18 protein-coding genes and 2 pseudogenes are annotated in these 18,792 nt (G+C 41.5%); 7 read left to right on the plus strand and 13 right to left on the minus strand.

Translation table 11 applies throughout. The features are described from left to right. Positions 1–32: 32 nt before the first annotated feature. The 4 genes from JMX63_RS10085 to JMX63_RS10100 form a co-directional block, all read right to left on the minus strand. Positions 33–671, minus strand: a complete 639-nt coding sequence (locus JMX63_RS10085; RefSeq protein WP_102078920.1) for a DUF411 domain-containing protein — start codon at positions 669–671, stop codon at positions 33–35. A gap of 170 nt (positions 672–841) precedes the next feature. Continuing rightward, complete coding sequence (locus tag JMX63_RS10090; RefSeq protein ID WP_102078921.1) at positions 842–1,432, minus strand: c-type cytochrome; 591 nt, start codon at positions 1,430–1,432, stop codon at positions 842–844. 61 nt (positions 1,433–1,493) lie between these two features. Then, positions 1,494–1,772 (minus strand): hypothetical protein, encoded by a 279-nt coding sequence (locus JMX63_RS10095; protein ID WP_201572233.1) that lies wholly within the window; start codon positions 1,770–1,772, stop codon positions 1,494–1,496. A gap of 134 nt (positions 1,773–1,906) precedes the next feature. Further along, positions 1,907–2,233 carry a hypothetical protein gene (locus tag JMX63_RS10100; protein WP_093068413.1) on the minus strand — a complete coding sequence of 109 codons (327 nt, stop codon included), beginning with the start codon at positions 2,231–2,233 and terminating at the stop codon, positions 1,907–1,909. Positions 2,234–2,460: 227 nt separating this feature from the next. On the opposite strand from JMX63_RS10100, the gene JMX63_RS10105 reads away from it, so the two are divergent. From JMX63_RS10105 to JMX63_RS10125, 5 genes and pseudogenes are all read left to right on the plus strand, one after another. Beyond that, on the plus strand, positions 2,461–3,195 hold the full coding sequence (locus JMX63_RS10105; protein ID WP_201572235.1) for a heavy metal response regulator transcription factor: 735 nt from the start codon (positions 2,461–2,463) through the stop codon (positions 3,193–3,195). Between the two features lies 1 nt (position 3,196). Beyond that, positions 3,197–4,669: an ATP-binding protein gene (locus JMX63_RS10110; protein ID WP_011959982.1), complete on the plus strand. Its 1,473-nt coding sequence runs from the start codon at positions 3,197–3,199 to the stop codon at positions 4,667–4,669. A gap of 119 nt (positions 4,670–4,788) precedes the next feature. Continuing rightward, positions 4,789–4,968, plus strand: a pseudogene (locus JMX63_RS10115) (restriction endonuclease subunit S); the annotation flags it as partial. A 206-nt stretch (positions 4,969–5,174) separates the two neighbouring features. Next, a pseudogene (gene thyA / locus JMX63_RS10120) lies at positions 5,175–5,462 on the plus strand (thymidylate synthase); the annotation flags it as partial. Between the two features lie 64 nt (positions 5,463–5,526). After that, on the plus strand, positions 5,527–6,099 hold the full coding sequence (locus JMX63_RS10125; RefSeq protein ID WP_201572239.1) for a dihydrofolate reductase: 573 nt from the start codon (positions 5,527–5,529) through the stop codon (positions 6,097–6,099). A gap of 136 nt (positions 6,100–6,235) precedes the next feature. On the opposite strand, the gene uvrC is transcribed toward JMX63_RS10125, so the two are convergent. Together uvrC and JMX63_RS10135 are read right to left on the minus strand one after the other, a co-directional pair. Continuing rightward, entirely contained in the window at positions 6,236–8,080 is a 1,845-nt protein-coding gene (gene uvrC / locus JMX63_RS10130; RefSeq protein ID WP_201572240.1) for an excinuclease ABC subunit UvrC, read from the minus strand. Between the two features lie 154 nt (positions 8,081–8,234). Then, a complete protein-coding gene (locus JMX63_RS10135) occupies positions 8,235–9,758 on the minus strand; it encodes a DUF3360 family protein (RefSeq protein ID WP_102092091.1) in 1,524 nt (507 codons plus the stop codon). Between the two features lie 512 nt (positions 9,759–10,270). On the opposite strand from JMX63_RS10135, the gene JMX63_RS10140 reads away from it, so the two are divergent. Beyond that, entirely contained in the window at positions 10,271–10,831 is a 561-nt protein-coding gene (locus JMX63_RS10140; protein WP_201572241.1) for a DUF4442 domain-containing protein, read from the plus strand. Between the two features lie 224 nt (positions 10,832–11,055). Here the strand turns inward: JMX63_RS10140 and rplS are convergent, their stop codons facing one another. From rplS to rpsP, 4 genes are all read right to left on the minus strand, one after another. Further along, the gene (rplS, locus tag JMX63_RS10145; protein ID WP_165598205.1) at positions 11,056–11,475 is read right to left on the minus strand and encodes a 50S ribosomal protein L19; all 420 of its coding nucleotides are present in this window, start codon (positions 11,473–11,475) and stop codon (positions 11,056–11,058) included. Positions 11,476–11,680: 205 nt separating this feature from the next. Next, positions 11,681–12,445, minus strand: a complete 765-nt coding sequence (gene trmD / locus JMX63_RS10150) for a tRNA (guanosine(37)-N1)-methyltransferase TrmD (RefSeq protein WP_201572242.1) — start codon at positions 12,443–12,445, stop codon at positions 11,681–11,683. Between the two features lie 77 nt (positions 12,446–12,522). After that, complete coding sequence (gene rimM, locus JMX63_RS10155; protein WP_101205950.1) at positions 12,523–13,056, minus strand: ribosome maturation factor RimM; 534 nt, start codon at positions 13,054–13,056, stop codon at positions 12,523–12,525. A 165-nt stretch (positions 13,057–13,221) separates the two neighbouring features. Next, positions 13,222–13,491: a 30S ribosomal protein S16 gene (gene rpsP / locus JMX63_RS10160; protein WP_021812802.1), complete on the minus strand. Its 270-nt coding sequence runs from the start codon at positions 13,489–13,491 to the stop codon at positions 13,222–13,224. 426 nt (positions 13,492–13,917) lie between these two features. Here rpsP and JMX63_RS10165 point away from each other — a divergent pair, with 426 nt between their 5' ends. Further along, positions 13,918–15,393 (plus strand): ATP-binding protein, encoded by a 1,476-nt coding sequence (locus JMX63_RS10165; protein WP_201572243.1) that lies wholly within the window; start codon positions 13,918–13,920, stop codon positions 15,391–15,393. Positions 15,394–15,431: 38 nt separating this feature from the next. On the opposite strand, the gene JMX63_RS10170 is transcribed toward JMX63_RS10165, so the two are convergent. The 3 genes from JMX63_RS10170 to JMX63_RS10180 all read right to left on the minus strand — a co-directional run bounded on the left by JMX63_RS10170 (position 15,432) and on the right by JMX63_RS10180 (position 18,560). Next, the gene (locus JMX63_RS10170; RefSeq protein ID WP_201572244.1) at positions 15,432–15,611 is read right to left on the minus strand and encodes a hypothetical protein; all 180 of its coding nucleotides are present in this window, start codon (positions 15,609–15,611) and stop codon (positions 15,432–15,434) included. A 217-nt stretch (positions 15,612–15,828) separates the two neighbouring features. After that, positions 15,829–17,526: an ATP-binding protein gene (locus JMX63_RS10175; protein WP_201572245.1), complete on the minus strand. Its 1,698-nt coding sequence runs from the start codon at positions 17,524–17,526 to the stop codon at positions 15,829–15,831. Between the two features lie 317 nt (positions 17,527–17,843). After that, complete coding sequence (locus JMX63_RS10180; protein ID WP_057761994.1) at positions 17,844–18,560, minus strand: response regulator; 717 nt, start codon at positions 18,558–18,560, stop codon at positions 17,844–17,846. Positions 18,561–18,792: the final 232 nt, after the last annotated feature.

The following is an 18,792-nucleotide window of genomic DNA, read 5'->3' on the forward strand; positions in this document are numbered from 1 at the left end:
GAACTTATATATCTGATAACTTATTAATAGAACTACATCTGCTGCGCTGGCGACTCAATAGCCGCATACACTTGAGTGCTGCCATCCTTGTTCAATTGCATGACTTTATAGGGCATGAATTTACCTTCATACTCCATACCGGGGCTACCAACCGGCATACTCGGTACGGCAAGTCCAATAGCTTGTGCAGGAGGATTTGCTAAGAATTCAGCCATGTGTTTAGCAGGAACGTGACCTTCAAAAACATAACCATTAGTAGTGACGGCGGTATGACAAGAGCGCATTTGCTGCGGGACACCGTAACGCTCTTTAAATAAAGATAAATCTGTAACGTCTTGCGCAGTTGCGCTTAGACCATGACCTTCGGCATAGCCTACCCATTCTTTACAGCAGCCGCAGTTGGCATCTTTATAAACCGTGGCTGAGACGTTTTTGAGTAATGATGACGAGCTGTTAACGGGAGCATTTGTAGGAGCAGAACTTTCATTTTGTACTTGTGCATTCTGGGTAGCAGACTGTTCAACCTTTACTGGTTGAGAATCAGAGCCACTGGTATTAGATTGGCTGCAAGCGGCTAGCGTTAACGAGAGTGACGATGTCACCACCAATAAAAGGACACGACCGGATAACCAGCTATGTCCATTAGAAAGCACATGTGTGTAATGTCTCATTAAATTACTCCTAAACGTCTATTATTATGCTCGATATTCTAAAAACTTACACCCTATATTTAAATTCTTATGTACTTAACTAAAAACATTAAATGCAGCATTGTTCAGTACTGCATTATTAATATAATAGCGACAACCGTGAGTTAGGAGGCTTTCATATCTAGAAAGTATTAATGCTGCATTCCAGATCCATCATCCGACATATTCATATCACCGTCAAATGACATGTCCATCATATCGCCATCTATCCTAGTGGTTAGCATCGTGTACTGAGCTTCATCTAATTCAGGTAACGATCTGATAAAAGCAACCATTGCCCACATTCTAGCGTCGTCATGAGAAGCACCCCACGTAGGCATTCCAGATGCCATAATACCGTGCTTGATTGCCCAAAAGCCTTGCTTTGCACCGTCTTCTGTTTGATAACGTTTGACAATATCAGCCTTGGTAAAGTTGGGCGGCTTTGGATATAAGCCCTCACTAAAGTCAGTTTGTGCCACTCCCGGAGACAAGTGACAGCCTGCACACATATCCTTATAGTCCGCGCCCCCAGAAATGATATCGACCTTCTCTAAGTCTGGTACCACAATATCTTTACTGGCATTTGCTATGGAACGATTGCGAGCGGTTTCCAAAAAGCTAAACATCATTGGGCTATGCTCTTGGTCAGCTCCCACATTGACAACACCACTAGTAACAACCGCAAACACGCCAACGATTGCCACAAATACGGTAAAGAGCGCACCCAATAAAAATTTCATATGTTTTCCTAAAACTTTATTTTCGTTAAGTGTTGACTGCTATTTAGCAGAGCTAAAATTTTTAAGATTTACTGTCGTTAGTAACACAGTTTTTTTGGTACATTTGCTTCATTTTACCCATGTTAGCCATCATTGCTTTCATAGCAGGATCTTTCATATCCATCTTGCTATGATCCATTTTTTGCATCATTTGCATATTCTTTTGCATTTTTTCACAGTTCATTTGATCTTTTTTAGCATGCAATTTTGGATCATGCGCCATAGCTGAGGTCGATACGACAAGAGCGATGGCAGTGGCTACGATTGCTTTAGGTAAAGACTTTGATTTAAAGAGTGACATGGTTAATCCTTAATTGATTTAGTTGAGGGTACATAAAGCTTTAGGATATTAATTCAGTCTAAAGCATAACTTATTGATTCTGACAGAGAGATGACAGCAAGATGACAATATTGTCATCTTGCTACTTTTATATTTTAATGCTGCACGTATTCATTTAGTATGGCATCAGCATTTCTATCACGATCGCTACCATATTTTTTTATAAAATACTTTTCAGACTGCAGATGTTGATCTTGATGCTGAACTTGGCAAGCGACTCGTGCATCAACATAGCTTTTCATTTGAGCATCAGACATCTGCGCGTTATTGTGATCTAGATTTCTGGCAAACGTAGTTAAGTTATCGCAATTATCGATAATTGAAGTGCTTAGATTGGTAGTATGCGCATTAGCTGCTGATATACCGATAAGCATCGAAGCGGATAGCAGCACCACTTTTTTGAATGAACGATAGCTTTTCATATAACATCCTTAATAAATTATTAAATATTGAAACTAATTACCTGTAGTAATAATTCATAGTAGCTACTCGTATCAAGAATGAGCCGCTATGTACTATAGGTATAGATTAACAAACGAAGACTGACCATTTGATGACGAGCGCATGACATCTTTGTCAGATACCAGTCCGTTTTGTCATTTATATTGATTTGGGTATTATAAAATCATAATTATATTGAAGGATTACTATGAAAGTACTACTAGTAGAAGATGAATTAAAACTCGGCGAATATGTAAAAAAAGGCTTAAGTGAAGCAGGCTTCATTGTTGATCATCAGCTGACAGGTTTAGATGGCTATCATGCGTTAATGACTGAAGATTTTAGTGTGGTTTTGATGGATGTCATGCTACCTGACGTCAGTGGCTTTGAGTTGGTACAGCGCTACCGAGCTGCTGGAAAGCATACGCCAGTTTTATTTTTAACGGCTAAAGATGATTTAAGCGATCGGATCAAAGGTATTGAAATTGGTGGCGATGATTATCTGACCAAGCCTTTTGCTTTTGCTGAACTGATTGTTAGAATAAAAAGCCTATTGCGGCGTGCCAATCAATCAGACTATAAAAGCTCTGTCATACATATGGCTGACCTAAAAATGGATATTGCTAAACGCACTGTATATAGAGGCGATACCAACATAAAATTGACTGCTAAAGAATTTGCTTTATTACAACTTTTCTTAGAACGTCAAGGTGAGGTACTGCCACGCACTGTGATTGCCTCACAAGTATGGGACATAAATTTTGACAGTGATACAAATGTCATTGACGTGGCTATAAGGCGCTTGCGGATAAAAATTGATGATGGATTTGATATAAAGCTGATTCATACGGTACGCGGAATGGGCTACAAGTTAGAGCCACTGAATGTCGACGTGGATAGTGGCATGGGCGACGATGACACCAACAAAGATGATCTAAAATAAAATGAGAGATAAATTTAAGAATCGACGCTGGCCTTTGTTATGGCGTACTGTTTTTTTACTGACAATATTTGTTGTTATCTCTCAAGTTGTTATTTATATATGGGTTCAGCGCTCTGTTAACGAGCACTTTGAGCAAATGGACTCAGAGATTATTACCCATGCAGCTTTTAACCTGCGTAAACGCATGGTGAATTTTAACGATCACATAGAACCTTTTACAGTGTCAAAGTCGCAAGCGCTAATTGATGCCAATCATCTACATTCTTCTTGGTTAGACTATGATTTAAAAACGTTAATATCAGACAAAAACGGCAATTTATTGTCCAGCGATCCCAGTAATTTCATCAATGATCTACCGGCAGATTTTAGCTTGTTACAACTATTGCAGGACTATCGCGATCAGCAGTTTATGATCAAGATAAATAATAGGCATTACCGAGCCATTATCATTACACATCAAGAGGTTTTGGCATTTATTGCTCTACCTATCGATGTGCATCATCAATATCTTATCCAGTTTAATCGCCAGCTGAGCTTGATACTTATCGCCATTACCTTATTATTGGTTTCAGTAGCAGCACTAAGTGTACACTGGGGTTTTGCTCCCCTAGCTACTATCGTACAAAAGATGAAAGGCATTAATCTTCAAAGGTTAGATGAAAGAATTGTGGTTGGCGATATGCCGTTAGAATTACGTCCACTAACGGAGTCTTATAATTCTATGATGGTCAAGCTTGAAAGTAACTTTGAATCATTATCACGGTTTTCAGACAATATCGCCCATGAGCTACGTACGCCAATAGCGACGCTGAGTACGCAAACGCAAGTCATGTTAACTAAGCCAAGAGAAAGCGACGAATACATTGAGCAATTGCATCATCAGCATGATACGTTAAAGCAGTTATCCGCCATGATTAACGATATGTTATTACTGGCAAAAACTCAAAAAGAGCTGAGTGATTCGCAAATCAGTCATGTCGATATAGAGAGCTTGATCACAAAGCTTATAGATTATTATGAGATGATTGCTGAGGATCGTGAGATAATCTTTGAAAAATCGGGTGATTTTAAAACAGTACTAGGTGATAAAGGCTTATTGCAACGGCTGTTTGCCAACCTGATGTCAAATGCGATTTATTATGCGGCTAGTAATAGCACTATTATGATATCCGCTACTGTCCTCACTTCAAGCACCTCGCTTAATGCGCCAAAAGACGATATTCAATCCCCAGAGCAGCTCTGGTTAAGAATAACTATGACCAACCGTCTAGACAAACCATTAAATCAGATTGAAGCCGATAAACTGTTTGAGCGATTCTATCGTCATGATAAAACGAATACGATGCATTCAGGAACAGGCTTAGGCTTATCTATTGTGCAAGCTATCGCCAATGCTCATAATGGCAAAGTTAGTATTACTATCAAAGATGAGTGTCTTTTTGAGGTTGCTGTAAAGTTGTTGATTGCCAGGTAGTAAATACCTTCATACTGTCTATGAACGAGCCTTTCCTAAATTTCGTGTAAGTACTTCTACAATCTAAATGATAGTTACACACTTTTTAGGAAAGGCTCGACAATGCAAGAGCTAATCTTAGCATGGGAAATATATCAAAATTTTTAATTCCTATACCTCCTCTAGCTGAACAACACCGTATCGTTGCTAAAGTCGATGAACTAATGGCTATTTGCGATCAGTTAAAAGTTAAGCTACAGCAGTCTCAAGAGACACAGGTTCAGCTTACCGATGCGTTGATTGATAGGGCTTTAGGGTGAGTTTTAATGTTGGAGCAATCACGTTTTATATGCCTTAGTACAACTAAAAGAAATAAACAAGACCTTCTATTAGCAGTGATATTTTAAAATCAGGTATAATAACCTTGTATGTATAACCCATATTGTGCAGAATTAAAAGTGCACAATGCTATTATAGCTGTTAAGGCTATGTTATTAGGCGTCTTGTGCATAAATTAGGGGTTATAATATTCCTAGGCGTGCCTTTCAACATTGCGAGCTATGCGCTATTGACTCATATGATCGCGCAGGTGTGTGGTTTAGAAGTTGGAGAGTTTGTTTGGACAGGTGGTGATTGCCATATCTATCAAAACCACCGTGAGCAGGCTGAGTTACAGTTGACTCGCTCGCTATATAAACTGCCGACATTGTCTTTGAATCCTGAAGTAAAAGACATATTTGCGTTTGAATACGAAGACATTAGTGTCAATGACTATGAGTCGCACCCTGCTATCAAAGCCAAAGTTGCCGTATAAAGTTAGTCTGGTTAACTACGCTAAATAAGAGCAAAATTTAAGAATATAATAAAAAGGATATATTATGAGCTATGCCCATACCGAAGTTGCCCAAATCGCTGCTATTAGTAGCAATCGCTGTATCGGCAAAAACAATGAGCTACCGTGGCATATCTCAGCAGATTTGCAACATTTCAAAAGCATGACGACCAAAGAAAACGATAGCAAGATTCAAGGTATCGTGATCATGGGTCGTAAGACATTTGAGTCAATGGGTAGTAAACCATTACCTAAGCGTGTGAGCTTCATTGTCACGACACAGATGGATTATGCTGAGACAAAAGGTCTCGCAGATAGCAACAATGCTTATGTGGTACACAATCTAGACGATGCTCTGACACAAGCAGCTAGCCTAGCACATGGCGCGCATCTTGATACGATTTGGGTGATTGGCGGCGAGCGAGTATTTAGTGACGCTCTGATGTACACCGACCGTATTGAGCTGACTCATGTAGATACTGACATTGCTGACGGCGATGCCTTTTACCCTGAGTTGCCAGAACGCTTTAAAGTAGCAGACGAATCTGAGCAGATGCATGATGAAAAGAGCGATTTAAGCTTTAAATTTACCACTTATAAAGTAGAAACTGATAAGTAGTAAAAGCCTATTAAAAAAGGGGCAGTCTTGGATAATTTGACTTATCCAAGACTACCCCTTTTTTTTTAATCTCCACACAGTCGTATTTATAGACAATGAAAAAGATAAAAACTGCTGCTTGATAATATCTAATCCTTTACTCATGCAATACTTTATAAACCGTTTTTGCGAGTACTGGTCCGATACCTTGTACGCCTGCCAACTCCTGCTGTGAAGCGCCTAACAGCTGCTGCATACCACCAAAGTGATTGAGCAAGTCACGACGACGTTTCTCACCCAGTCCCGGTATTACCTCTAGCACTGATGATGAGCGACGCTTATCGCGTTTTTTACGGTGAGCGGTAATCGCAAAACGATGCGCCTCATCACGAATGTGCATCAGCAAGTGCAATGCTTTGCTATCCATTGGTAGATCTAACGGCTCATGATCGATAAAGTGCAATACCTCAAGCCCAGCCTTGCGACCTTCCCCTTTTGCCACACTGATGAGCAAAGTGTCACCAAGAATACCCAACTCAGTCAATACTTCTTTGGCAATACCAAGCTGACCTTTACCACCATCAACCAATAGCAAGTCCGGCAATGGCTGCTTCTTATAACGTCGGGTCAGCACTTGTTTCATCGCTGCATAGTCATCGCCGCCTTGGATATCATGGATAGCATACTGACGGTAATCGCGACGGCGCGAGCCACCTTGGTCAAATACCACGCAGCTACCGATGGTCGCCTCACCCATCGTATGTGAAATATCAAAACATTCAATGCGATCAATCGTCCGATCGGTGACAGTCGCCAACACGTCTTTTAGCGCACCAAATCGTGCGTGCAGCTCTAAATAATCGCCAAGCTTGGTTTTTAATGCATTACTGGTATTCAATGTGGCTAAGTCCAGCCACTCTGAACGGTGCTCGCGCACGTTGGTCTTGATGACTACTTTATTGCCAAAATGCGTTGCCAATGCTTCGCTTACTGCCACCTGATCTGGTATCTGATGGCTCAATATGATTTCAGCGGGCAAATCATCGGTTACTTGGAAATAGAACGACGTAATAAAGGCTGATAGGTTATCTGCTAACGACTCACTACTATCCACATCTGGGAAATAGTTTTTCCCGCCCAATACACGGCCCCCACGTACCGTCAACACATTCACACAGGTCATGCCAGCCTGACTGGCAATCGCAATCACATCTGCCTCACCTTGTACGGTATAGACCGCTTGCCTTGCTTGTACTTCACGTAACATGGAAAGTTGATCGCGATAAAATACTGCTTTCTCAAAATCTAGTGCTTCAGCTGATGCTTCCATCTTTTCAATCAGAGTCGTATGAATATCACTAGAGTCGCCTTTTAAAAAACGGATGGTATTATTCACATCCTCTGCATACTCTTCTGGCGTTACCAAACCGACACAAGGCGCACGGCAACGTTTGATCTGATACTCAAGGCAAGGACGCTGACGCTGCTTAAAAAAGGTGTTGGTACATTGACGCATTTGAAACATCTTTTGCATCAATACCAGCGTTTCTTTTGCCGCATGTGCAGAGGGAAACGGGCCAAAGAATCGACCCTTTTGATGATTGCCTTTGCCGCGACCGTAGGCCAAACGTGGATAAGGCTTATCAGCTGAGATAAACACATAAAGATAGGATTTATCATCACGCAGCAGCACGTTATAGGGCGGACGATGCTCCTTGATTAGATTCTGTTCAAGCAACAGCGCTTCGGTCTCACTACGCGTAATAATAGTCTCAATATTATGAATCCGTGCCACTAGCGCCCGTGTCTTTGGATGATCTATCGTCTTGGCAAAATAGCTATTTACTCGGCTTTTTAGCGACTTAGCTTTACCAACGTATAAGATGTCGCCGTTCTTACCCAGCATCTTATACACCCCTGGCAAGTTAGGTAGGCGTTTAATCAAATGCTTAAGACGGGCTTTTTTATCATCGATAGGACTCGATTCTGAGACATTAACCATAGAATTTATTGCTCTTAAAAATCTTAGTAATACTGCTAGTTATGGGGCGGGAGTCATTGTTTTACAAGCCAATTATTATCGCAGTGCTACTCATAAAAAAGCCAGCTTTCGCCGGCTTAGTTTGTTCTATTATCGTTTATACAATCACATACTATTAATGACGAAAGTTAGCCATCAGTGCTGGGATACCCGGCAGCATACCGACGATAGCCATGACGCCTGTCAGTACTACAAACATAATACCCGGTATGATCCAGCGGCTCATCTTAGTCAAATTGGCACTACGTTCTTTAGAGCCAATCAAGCCCAAGTTATCAAGCAACAACGTGAGCGACCAACCAAAGGCTGGGTTAACCAATGCAGAGGCAAACACCACGATAGCAGCAGATTGCGTGGTTTTACCTTCACGCGTCATCTCCATACCAGCTTCTAGTAATGGAATAAATACCCCAACGATCAAGGCCACACACATCACTGGCTGCCAAATGGCCAAATCCATCGGATAGCCCCAAACCCCTGCGATAATACAGAATAGAGCCGTCAATAAAGCACCGGCAGGAATCGGTCGTTTAGCAATCGCTGCAGGAACAATATACGTTCCCCACGATGACGCAAAGTTTGCGCCGCCCAATACAGAGCCGACTACCTGACGAAATGAAGCACTAGTCATCGTGTCATCGATATCCATAAGCACTTTTTCAGTACGCTTAGGATAGCTGATTTTTTGGAATACCTGATGGCCTAAGAAATCTGGTGACCACATCGCCACGGCCAAAATAGCAAACGGCAATACTACAATGAAGCTTTCAATCGTCGGCAGACCTAACATCCAACCTGTGTTTTCACCCCACCAATACATTGGGTTCATGTTTGGTAGACCTGGTGCTGTTTTGAACTCAAAAGGTGCGCCCAATGCAAATGCAAGACCACCACCCAATACACAGCTTAGCGGAACCGCGAGCCAGCGTTTTTGCCAATGCTCGAGCAATGCATATAGCAGGATAGTCGCCAGAATAATAAAGAAAGCGATATGCGACATGCCAATCCCTTCTGCCCAAGCAAAGAGATTTTTGACCTGTGATGTGGTACCAATAAAGCCCAAGTAAATCAAGAGGCCACCGCACACCCCTTTACTGGTTAAGTTGGCTAGTAGACTTCCTCCTTTACTAATCGCAAGGAGCAGACCAAAAGCACCGATAAGCAAACCAAAGGCCATCGGGTGCCCACCAGCTGCTACCACAATAGGAATCAAAGGAATAAGTGGACCATGAGTACCAGCGAGGTTGGCGGTCGGCAGTAAAAAACCTGAAAATAAAATAATAAAGAAGGAGACGATCAATAGCTCGTAGCGCACGTTTTCTAAGACAAACGCATCGCCCAAGCCGAGTGGACCTGCAAAGGTTGCTGCAATGGCGCCCACCATAACAACTTTACCAATGGTCGCGGCCATTGCTGGAATAGTATCTTCGTATTCAAAACGGTAATCACGGAATGGTAAATTAGGACGCCAGCGTTTCGGCTGCATGATTTGTAATTCATGGTTTAAATAAGCATCACGACTGTCGAAACTAGAACTGGGCTTATGCAAATCTACATAACTGCCTTGTACTTGACTGTCGTGGTTTACGTTCGAGGTCGGCGGATTAGACCCTGAAGAGGGGGTCTGAGGGTTACTCATCACATTTCCTTGTGTCGATTACGTCTTTGATTGACTACACACGCTCTGCTCTAATGTCATAGACCAAAGCGCCTATTACAAACTGCGAACTATTGTATGCCAAGACTTGATGAAATGCGAACCTAAAACCATTTAAAGATACTATGTATCTCATTATAATATATAAACTAAAGTTTCTATTTTAGACGAAATTAACCTTAATAGAAAACCATGAGTAAAAAATCTCTCTGTTATAGACTTTGAATTAGGATAAACGACCATTTTATTGATAATTGTTTACATCTAGGTAGATTTTTATCACATAGATGAATAGCAAAGATAGTTATAATAAATAACGATCGTTACTTGTAAGTGGGCATAAATATGTCATTTCGGTTACGCTTTAGAGCTAGCGGGTTGGGTACTTTTTAATTATGATAAATACTTTTTATCGATTTATTTCTCAGTGATACTGTTTAAAACCGCATTATTGATACAATCAAAAAATTGAGAAAAGGCAACAGGACAAGTTTATGAGCGTATTACCTACCAACCTTGAGACGTTGAAACGTCGGGCCAAGCAAAGCATCATGCCATTGCTGACACCGCATTTATTAAAGCTGCGCCTTAATACTTATGCACCATACATTGGCGCAGGTATCAAAATCGATCATATCAGTCTTGATCAGGGTTTATGTGTGGTAAGCATGGGACTAAACACTCTAAACAAAAATATCGTCGGTACTCAGTTCGGTGGTAGCTTATATTCGATGGTTGACCCTTTTTATATGCTTATGCTAATGCATCAACTGGGTAGCAATTATGTGGTGTGGGACAAAAGCTCGCACATTGATTTTGTTGCGCCTGGCAATAGCAAAGTCACAGCACGCATGAAAATACCTAGCTCTGAAATCATTACTATTCAAGAGTTGGCAAAAGAAGGCGAAGCAGTATTTCGTGAGTATAAAGTCGACATCGTTGATGAGCAGCAAAAGCTAATCGCGACCGTCACCAAGACTTTATACATTAGACTGCGCAAATACAGTAAGTCCAAAGAGCAAGTCAACCGCATCGATACCTTTGATGCTCAATAAACTTTAGCTTATAACTGGTACTATTAGAGCTGATAAAACTCAAATTATTAATGCTATACATACAAAAACCCCAATCTAGCTTTCGAATAGATTGGGGTTTCGTCTTTTTTGGTATGGCCCGCTTATTTATAAATAAACCTATGAATAAGGGCTTGTATCTACTATTACCTTGTTTTGAGTCGATTCCAGAATAATACAATCAACTCAAGACGGCAAACTTGTGCTTAGATACCCGGTGCAGTATCAACTGCATCAGGTACGCCAGCGTCAGTCTTTTTCTGAGCTGGACGTGGCGCAAGTTTTTCGCGGATACGTGCTGATTTACCAGAACGCTCACGTAAGTAGTACAGTTTCGCACGGCGAACAGCACCGCGACGTTTCACTTCAATGCTATCGATGATTGGTGAATGCAATTGGAATGCACGCTCAACGCCAACGCCGCTTGAGATTTTACGTACAGTAAACGCTGAGTTTAAACCGCGGTTACGCTTAGCAATTACAACGCCTTCAAAAGCCTGTAAACGCTCACGCTCACCTTCACGTACTTTTACTTGTACCACAACGGTATCGCCGGGTGCAAAGCTTGGGCGCTCAAGCAATTGAGCGTTTTCGATGACCTGAACCAATGGATGCTTGTTGCTCATGAGAGTTATCTCCTCACATTAGATAATAGAGGCTTGACGCATATCACCTGTTTGTAATAATTAATCGCATCTCTTTATAGTGAGACACAACGTAAATGGGTTATAACCAACGGCCACTATGCTATGACTCGTTTTATTATTGCTCAAAATTCTGTTTCTTAACTGTTTATTAAACTTGCTAACGATAAAGTCAGATTTTAAAAATCTACTTTTTATCTGCTTTGGCCAGTGCTTTCAACCACTTCGCTTGCTCTACCGTTGGAGTAAACGCTTGCCATAAGTCTGGACGACGCATTTGCGTACGACTGACTTGCTGACTAAAACGCCACTTGGCGATATTGGCATGGTGACCTGAAAGTAATACCTCAGGAACCGCCATACCCGCAAACTCATGCGGCTTAGTATAGTGTGGACAGTCAAGCAAGCCATCGACAAAAGAGTCTTGCTCCGCTGACTTGTCATCACCCATGATATCGGGCAGACGACGTATCACACTATCCATCAGCACCATTGCTGGCAACTCGCCACCAGTTAACACGTAGTCACCTAACGATACTTCCATATCGACATATTGTGATAGTAAACGCTCGTCAATACCTTCATAACGACCGCATAATAAAATCATGCCATCGTAATCAGTCATATTGACTACGCTACTCTCACTAAGCGTCTGTCCTTGCGGTGACATATAAATCACCGGACAGTGCTCACTATCGACACGACAACCATGTTGACTGGCACGCAATCGTGCATCCTCAATGGCTTTCGATAATGGCTCAGCCATCATCACCATCCCAGGACCACCCCCATAAGGGCGCTCATCAATACGGCGATAGTTATCGGTGGTATAATCACGTGGATTAATGCATTCAATCGTAACTTGATCTTGAGTCACTGCTCGGCCCGTGATTCCAAACTCACGAATCGTGGCAAACATCTCAGGAAAAATACTAATTACGGCAAAATACATCTGATGTCTACTTGCGTTAAGGCTAAAACAATCGGTGTAAGTACTAATAATGTCTGACTAAAAAGCCAGAAACGCTATTAGTAATCACTTGGCCATGCCACAAGCACTGTTTTTTCAGTCATATTGACTTCTATCACAGTTTGCTTATGCCATGGAATCAGGCGTTCTTCATTGTCTAAACTGTCTGAATTTGCCGTTACACGCATGATGTCATGGGCACCGGTTTCAAACATTTCAGTGATATTACCTAGATACTCATCCTGCTCGTTCATCACGCGCAGACTGACCAAATCCGACCAATAATATTCGTCTTCAGCTGTTTCAGGTAGGACGTTTTGCTCGACCCAAACGGTAACACCGTTCATAGTCTCAGCAACATTACGATCAGGAATCTGCTCAAATTGAGCCACAATTCCTGTTCCTTGCTCACGCCAAGCCTTCACAGTCAAAGGTTTCATGCCAGTGGCAGTTTTCATCCACCAAGGCTTCATGTCGAATATCGCTGTACGGTCATCAGTATCACTGAATACCCAAAGCCAGCCTTTAATGCCGTAAGGCTTCTTAAGCTGACCAATTTTCATAAGGGCACTAGCGTTTGGAACAGATGACATAGCAGCTAACCTAACAATGATTAAAACAGCAATTGCAAAAACAATTGCGTCAAAAGCGATAAACAGTTAATGGCGCACCCTGGTCAGACCAGTTACGCTATGTATTCTAAAGTCTACTGAGTCATGTCATAGTTTTGCTATGAACGTCTCAGTAACAACCAAAACTTAAGCAGTTGCTTCAGTTTGAGCTGCAGACTTGTTGTAAGCTTTTGCTAATGAAGCAACGCGATCTGAAGGTTGTGCACCTTTTGCGATCCACGCATTGTACGCTTCCATGTTTAGGCGTACTGCTTCTTCAGACTCTTTAGCGAGTGGGTTAAAAAAGCCGATGTTTTCAATATAGCGACCGTCACGCGCGCGGCGTTGATCAGCAACAACTACTTGATAAAATGGGCGTTTCTTGGCACCGCCCCGTGCTAAACGAATAACAACCATGTGAATTCTCTCTTTCGCAGGTATACCAAAAAGGGCATAATTATATCACAGTCTTTATTTGTTGAAAACATAAACTGTGCATATTTAATTATTTATTAACAATAGCTTAAATGTCGACCTAAGTAAAATATAACTGATAATAATGGCTTATTTTTAAAGTTTTTCTTTAGATTCTATAGATTACTGTCGCTCTCTCTGAAAAATAGATGATTGCTAAATACATTTATCCTTAAGCTTAACTTTATATCTATTCCAATAACTGTTTGGCTCGCTCGTCGATTGCATACTGTATCAGTACTATTTATTGATTATGCTATTCTATGATATACCGCTATAGATTGATGCACGGACTAGCTTTAAGGCAATCGCAATTAAAGAGCTACACGCTATATCACGCTAACTTTTCTTTTACTCTGTTGGACACATATGATCTCTCCGAACCCAAAGCCGCGTCGTAAAGGTTGGCTGCCACGCTCTTATTCCAACACTTGGCTAACGACCTTGATGGTTGCCTTTATCGTGCTTATCAGTGTGAGCTTATCGATTTTGTTCTTTTGGCGCAGTCTGTATCTGCCAGAGTTAAAAAACCATGCGCGTTATTTAACGAGTGAATTACAGCTGATCAATAGCGTCAATAAAGACTGGCAAGGTCGTCCCGAAGTACGTCAATGGATTTACCAGCACTCTCATGTCGTCGTGGTGAATAACCCAAGCGACTTTCCAGAAGTCGCTGACAAGCCATTCGTGAGCTTTTTTACGGATGTATTACAACGTGAAATCGGTGCACAGCTCGGCCGCCCTGTAGAGGTCTATTTTAAATTTAAGCCAACACCTCAGCTATGGGTACAAGACAGCCGTGATGATAGTTTTTGGGTGCGTGAGCCTGTGGTTTACTATTCACAATATAGCCCGACGTTACTGGTGCTATTTTTGATCGGACTGCCTATCCTATCGCTACTAACGATTATTCTATTAGCCCGTCAGTTAAATCGCCCGCTACGCTACCTACAGCGGGCAGCTACTAACTATATTCGTCTCGGTCATGCAACCACACTGCCCACTCAGAAAGGTCCCACAGAAATACGTCAAGTTAATATGGCGTTTAACCGACTGTTTACGACATTGAACCAAGCTCAAAAAGAGCGAACAATCATGCTTGCCGGCATCTCACACGATTTGCGGACGCCGTTGACACGTATGCGCTTGACCGCAGAAATGCTACCAGATGATTTTTTCCGTGAAGGGCTGATTTACGATATTGAAGATATGGATGCCATTTTGGAGCAGTTCATCTCATTTATGAAAGATGGTTCTGATGAGCCAGTCAGCTTGACCAATCTAGACACTATATTTAACGAAATCATGGTGCAGTTTGCGCCAATGAAGTTTGTATATGAGTCAGAATGCGACAAGGTTGTTCCCGTACGTCCATTATCCATCAAGCGTCTGATTATCAACTTGGTCAATAATGCCAATCGTTATGGAAAGCCACCAATTTATTTATCGGCGACGGTTGTACCGACATTTATAGAAACTGTCGAAGACGAAGATACGGATGTGGTCAGCGAAAATGTAGTGAACAAAGAAGCTCAAGAACAGCTAGTGATTTGTGTACGAGATTGCGGTGATGGTGTCGCTGACGATCAATTAGAGCGAATTATGCAACCGTTTGAACGTGGAGAGACGGCACGGACTACTCAAGGTAGCGGACTAGGTCTTGCAATTGTTGATCGTATTGCACGATTACATCACGGTACTGTTGAAGCCATTAACCACCCTGAAGGTGGGCTACAAGTATGCGTACGCATTCCCCTACTCTCTAAAGTCGCTGGAGATACTACGTTAGCGGCTGAAGTAGAAGAGGTATCTGAGGTAGACAATACGGTACCAAATTCAAAATAGTGATGAAACTTTAATCTGAATAAGCAAAGAGGTCAACGCTAGTCTTTGCTACCAATAGCCGGCGGAATATACTCAGCACTGTTAGTAAAAGCTAGTGGCTGGGTAATTTCAGCCTGAGCTGTTTGTAGTGTTCGGGTCGTTGATGGCTGTTTTAAGAATAAATAATAGCCTAGCGTAATCGCATTCAATACTACCAAGCCACCAAATAAATATGGCATCCTATGCCCTCCTATGACATTGTCCAACTGTCTTAAAAATAGCGACAAGCGCCGCACCCAGCTATAAAGCTGTATCCTGTTATACCATTAAGATGACGCTGATTGTCTTTAGCATCATGACTAAAAATTATGGCGTAGTCTGATGATTTAGTCTGATGATTTAGTCTGATGATTTAGTCTGATAGCTTGCTCTTATAGCTTAGCCCTATAACTTGGGCTAATCTGACAACTTAGTATCGAAGTCGCGCTCGCTTTTCTCTTGCGTCAATTCATCAGCAGCAAGAATTTGCGTCAATGGTTTCATAGGCCATGTCATCACAAACCTTGCACCGCCTAACTCACGACTCTCATCTACTTTCATACTACCATTAAACCAAAATGCAATACGCGATACAATAGACAAGCCTAGACCATAGCCACCTGACGCGCGTGTACGGCTATCATCTAAGCGTGAGAATGGAATGAATACTTTTTCGCGATCTGCTTCAGGAATACCATGTCCATCATCTTCAACACTGACGAAGGCATTGCCTTTTTTGACACCTGCACTAATGATAATAGTCGTTTCTGCATAGCGTAACGCATTACCTGCAAGATTCTGAATCACACGGTGTAAGTAGCGTCTATCTGCCACTGCTGTTACTTTTGCATTTGGCAGACTGGTTACTATTTTGATAGGTTTACCTAGCGCATTGGTTTCGCGCTCGATCTGCTCTAACAGCTCTCTTAAGTTTACTGGTTCTAAATCTAACTTTGGTGACCCTTCCTCAAGCTTAGCATAGGTCAAAATCTCATCAATCAAACCATTAAGCGATTCAATATCTTCATCAATATAATCACGCTGCATAAAACGTGAGTCTTCGTCATCTGTATCAGCAAGCATATCTACGGCAAATCGAATACGAGCCACTGGCGTACGAAGCTCATGTGAGACCGCTCGGGTAAGCTCGCGCTGTGATTCAATCAAACGCTTAATATGCGAGGTCATGGCATTAAAAGTCGCTGACAAACGCGCTATTTCATCTTGACCAATAACCTGTACTTGAATATCAAGGTTACCTTGACTGACCTCATTCACACCTACCTGAATCAATTGTAGCTTACGTTCAAGCGGGAAGATGAGCGCATATACACCTAAGCTAATTAGGAACATACTGATAAGAATCATACTAATAATTAAGTTAAGCGGGAACCAGTTAAATAACGGTATAGGCCCAATTAAAATTGCCATATCATTGATTTCAGAGGGTACTATTACCCTAATAGCAGAGTTACTCGTACTACTGTTAGTATCTTGCAGTGATATGACGACTTCGTCACGACGCAGACGAGCCATCTGATCTGAATCTAACTCAAGCGTATTAACTGCTTTAAACGCTAAAGGAAAAGAAAACTTTTTCTCCAATTCAGCCAAACGTGCGCGCTTGTCCGATAGTGTCATGTGATAAGACAAATCATCTAACAGAAATACCGCGATTGCCCGTACTTGCTGCTCGGTAACCTGTGAGATTCTCGCTGTTAATACACTCTTATTATCCGGCAAGCGATAATAAACATCTGCATATACAGGCTGGTTGAAATAACGTACAACGGTATTATCATTTTTAAAACGGCGTAGCTCACTGGCGCTAAAATCTACTTCATCAATAGGCAAGACTTTAAAAGTAGTACCAAACAAACTACTCGCATCTGATAACCAATATTCACGCTCTTCTTCGCTATTTTGGTGAGAGATGCCTTCACTCACCAAATGAAACACGCCCTTTGCCATATTTTCACGATAGGACTGGACACGCTCCTTATTGATGGTATCCATCAATAACTGCGCAAACAGTGCCACACATAAGCAGACTATAAGTAGCCCAGCATAGATACGAACAAAAATACTGTGTTTTAAAGAAGAGACTAATGACATACGTGCCGTGACCAACTTAATAAATAGAGATTGCTAATATCATCAAACATATAGATAGTGCTATGTGTTTGATGATATCGAGCATGATCGAATAGAGATAGACTTTTAATTACCGCATTTTAATTCATATGCAGCAATCATCCAAAGACTTATATGTATGACATATATTTAGTCAGCGTCTATAATAATGAGTTAATTAAACCACATAACACTGCATTTAAGTTTAAAAATTAGAATTTAGCCACAAAAAAACCAGCATCGTTGCTGGTTTTTTCGAATAGTGATTAATAATTAATCAACCTATAGAAGCAACAATATTAGTTGCCTTCTTTTACGAATAGATAGCCTTTACTACGTACGGTCTTAATACGCTTTGGATTTTCTGGATCATCACCGATTTTTGGACGAATACGTGAGATACGTACGTCAATTGAACGATCTTGACCATCATACTCAATACCGCGTAGACGCTCAAAGATATCTTCGCGAGATAGAATACGACCTGCATTAGAAGCAAGTAACCATAGTAGATCATATTCAGCACTGGTGAAATCAACCAACTCATCACCTAGGTTAACTGAACGACCACCGTTATCAATAACCAATTCACCAAACTCTAGACGTTGTGGCACGTCTTCTGATGGTGCATTTTCTGAGCGGCGCAGTAGCGCACGAATACGGGCAAGCAATACACGTGGCTGAGCAGGCTTGGCAACATAGTCGTCAGCACCCATCTCAAGACCCAATACCTGATCCATGTCTTCAGTACGTGCAGTCAACATCAAAATTGGATTTTGATAATGCGGACGCACTTCACGGCATACGGTCAAACCATCGCTACCAGGTAGCATAACATCAAGTACAACCATATCTGGCTGCTCATTGACGATACGGCGAATAGCACGATTACCATCAGTTTCAATTGCCACTTCTAAACCATTCTTGACCAAGTAATCTTGAGTCAGCATGGCCAGACGCTCATCATCTTCAACAATCAAGATTCGGGGGGTGTTGTCTTCTTCATTCGTTGTCATTGTTATATCCTCTAATACATCTAATTTAAAAGCAGTAAAAGTAAGAGCGGTAAAATTAATAGCACCATATAGTGGCACAATTGATGTTCGTATAGCTGTTACAAACTTGGTAGCACAGTATACTATTAAATTATCAGCTTCCTATACTATAGCTGATAGTCGGTAACAAAACCTATAAACTACCCCTATCAAAACTTTAGTTTGCGTCCAGAAATTACGTCAATTACTTCGT

The organism is Psychrobacter nivimaris (assembly GCF_904846365.1).
GTDB classification, from domain to species: Bacteria; Pseudomonadota; Gammaproteobacteria; order Pseudomonadales; family Moraxellaceae; genus Psychrobacter; species Psychrobacter nivimaris_B.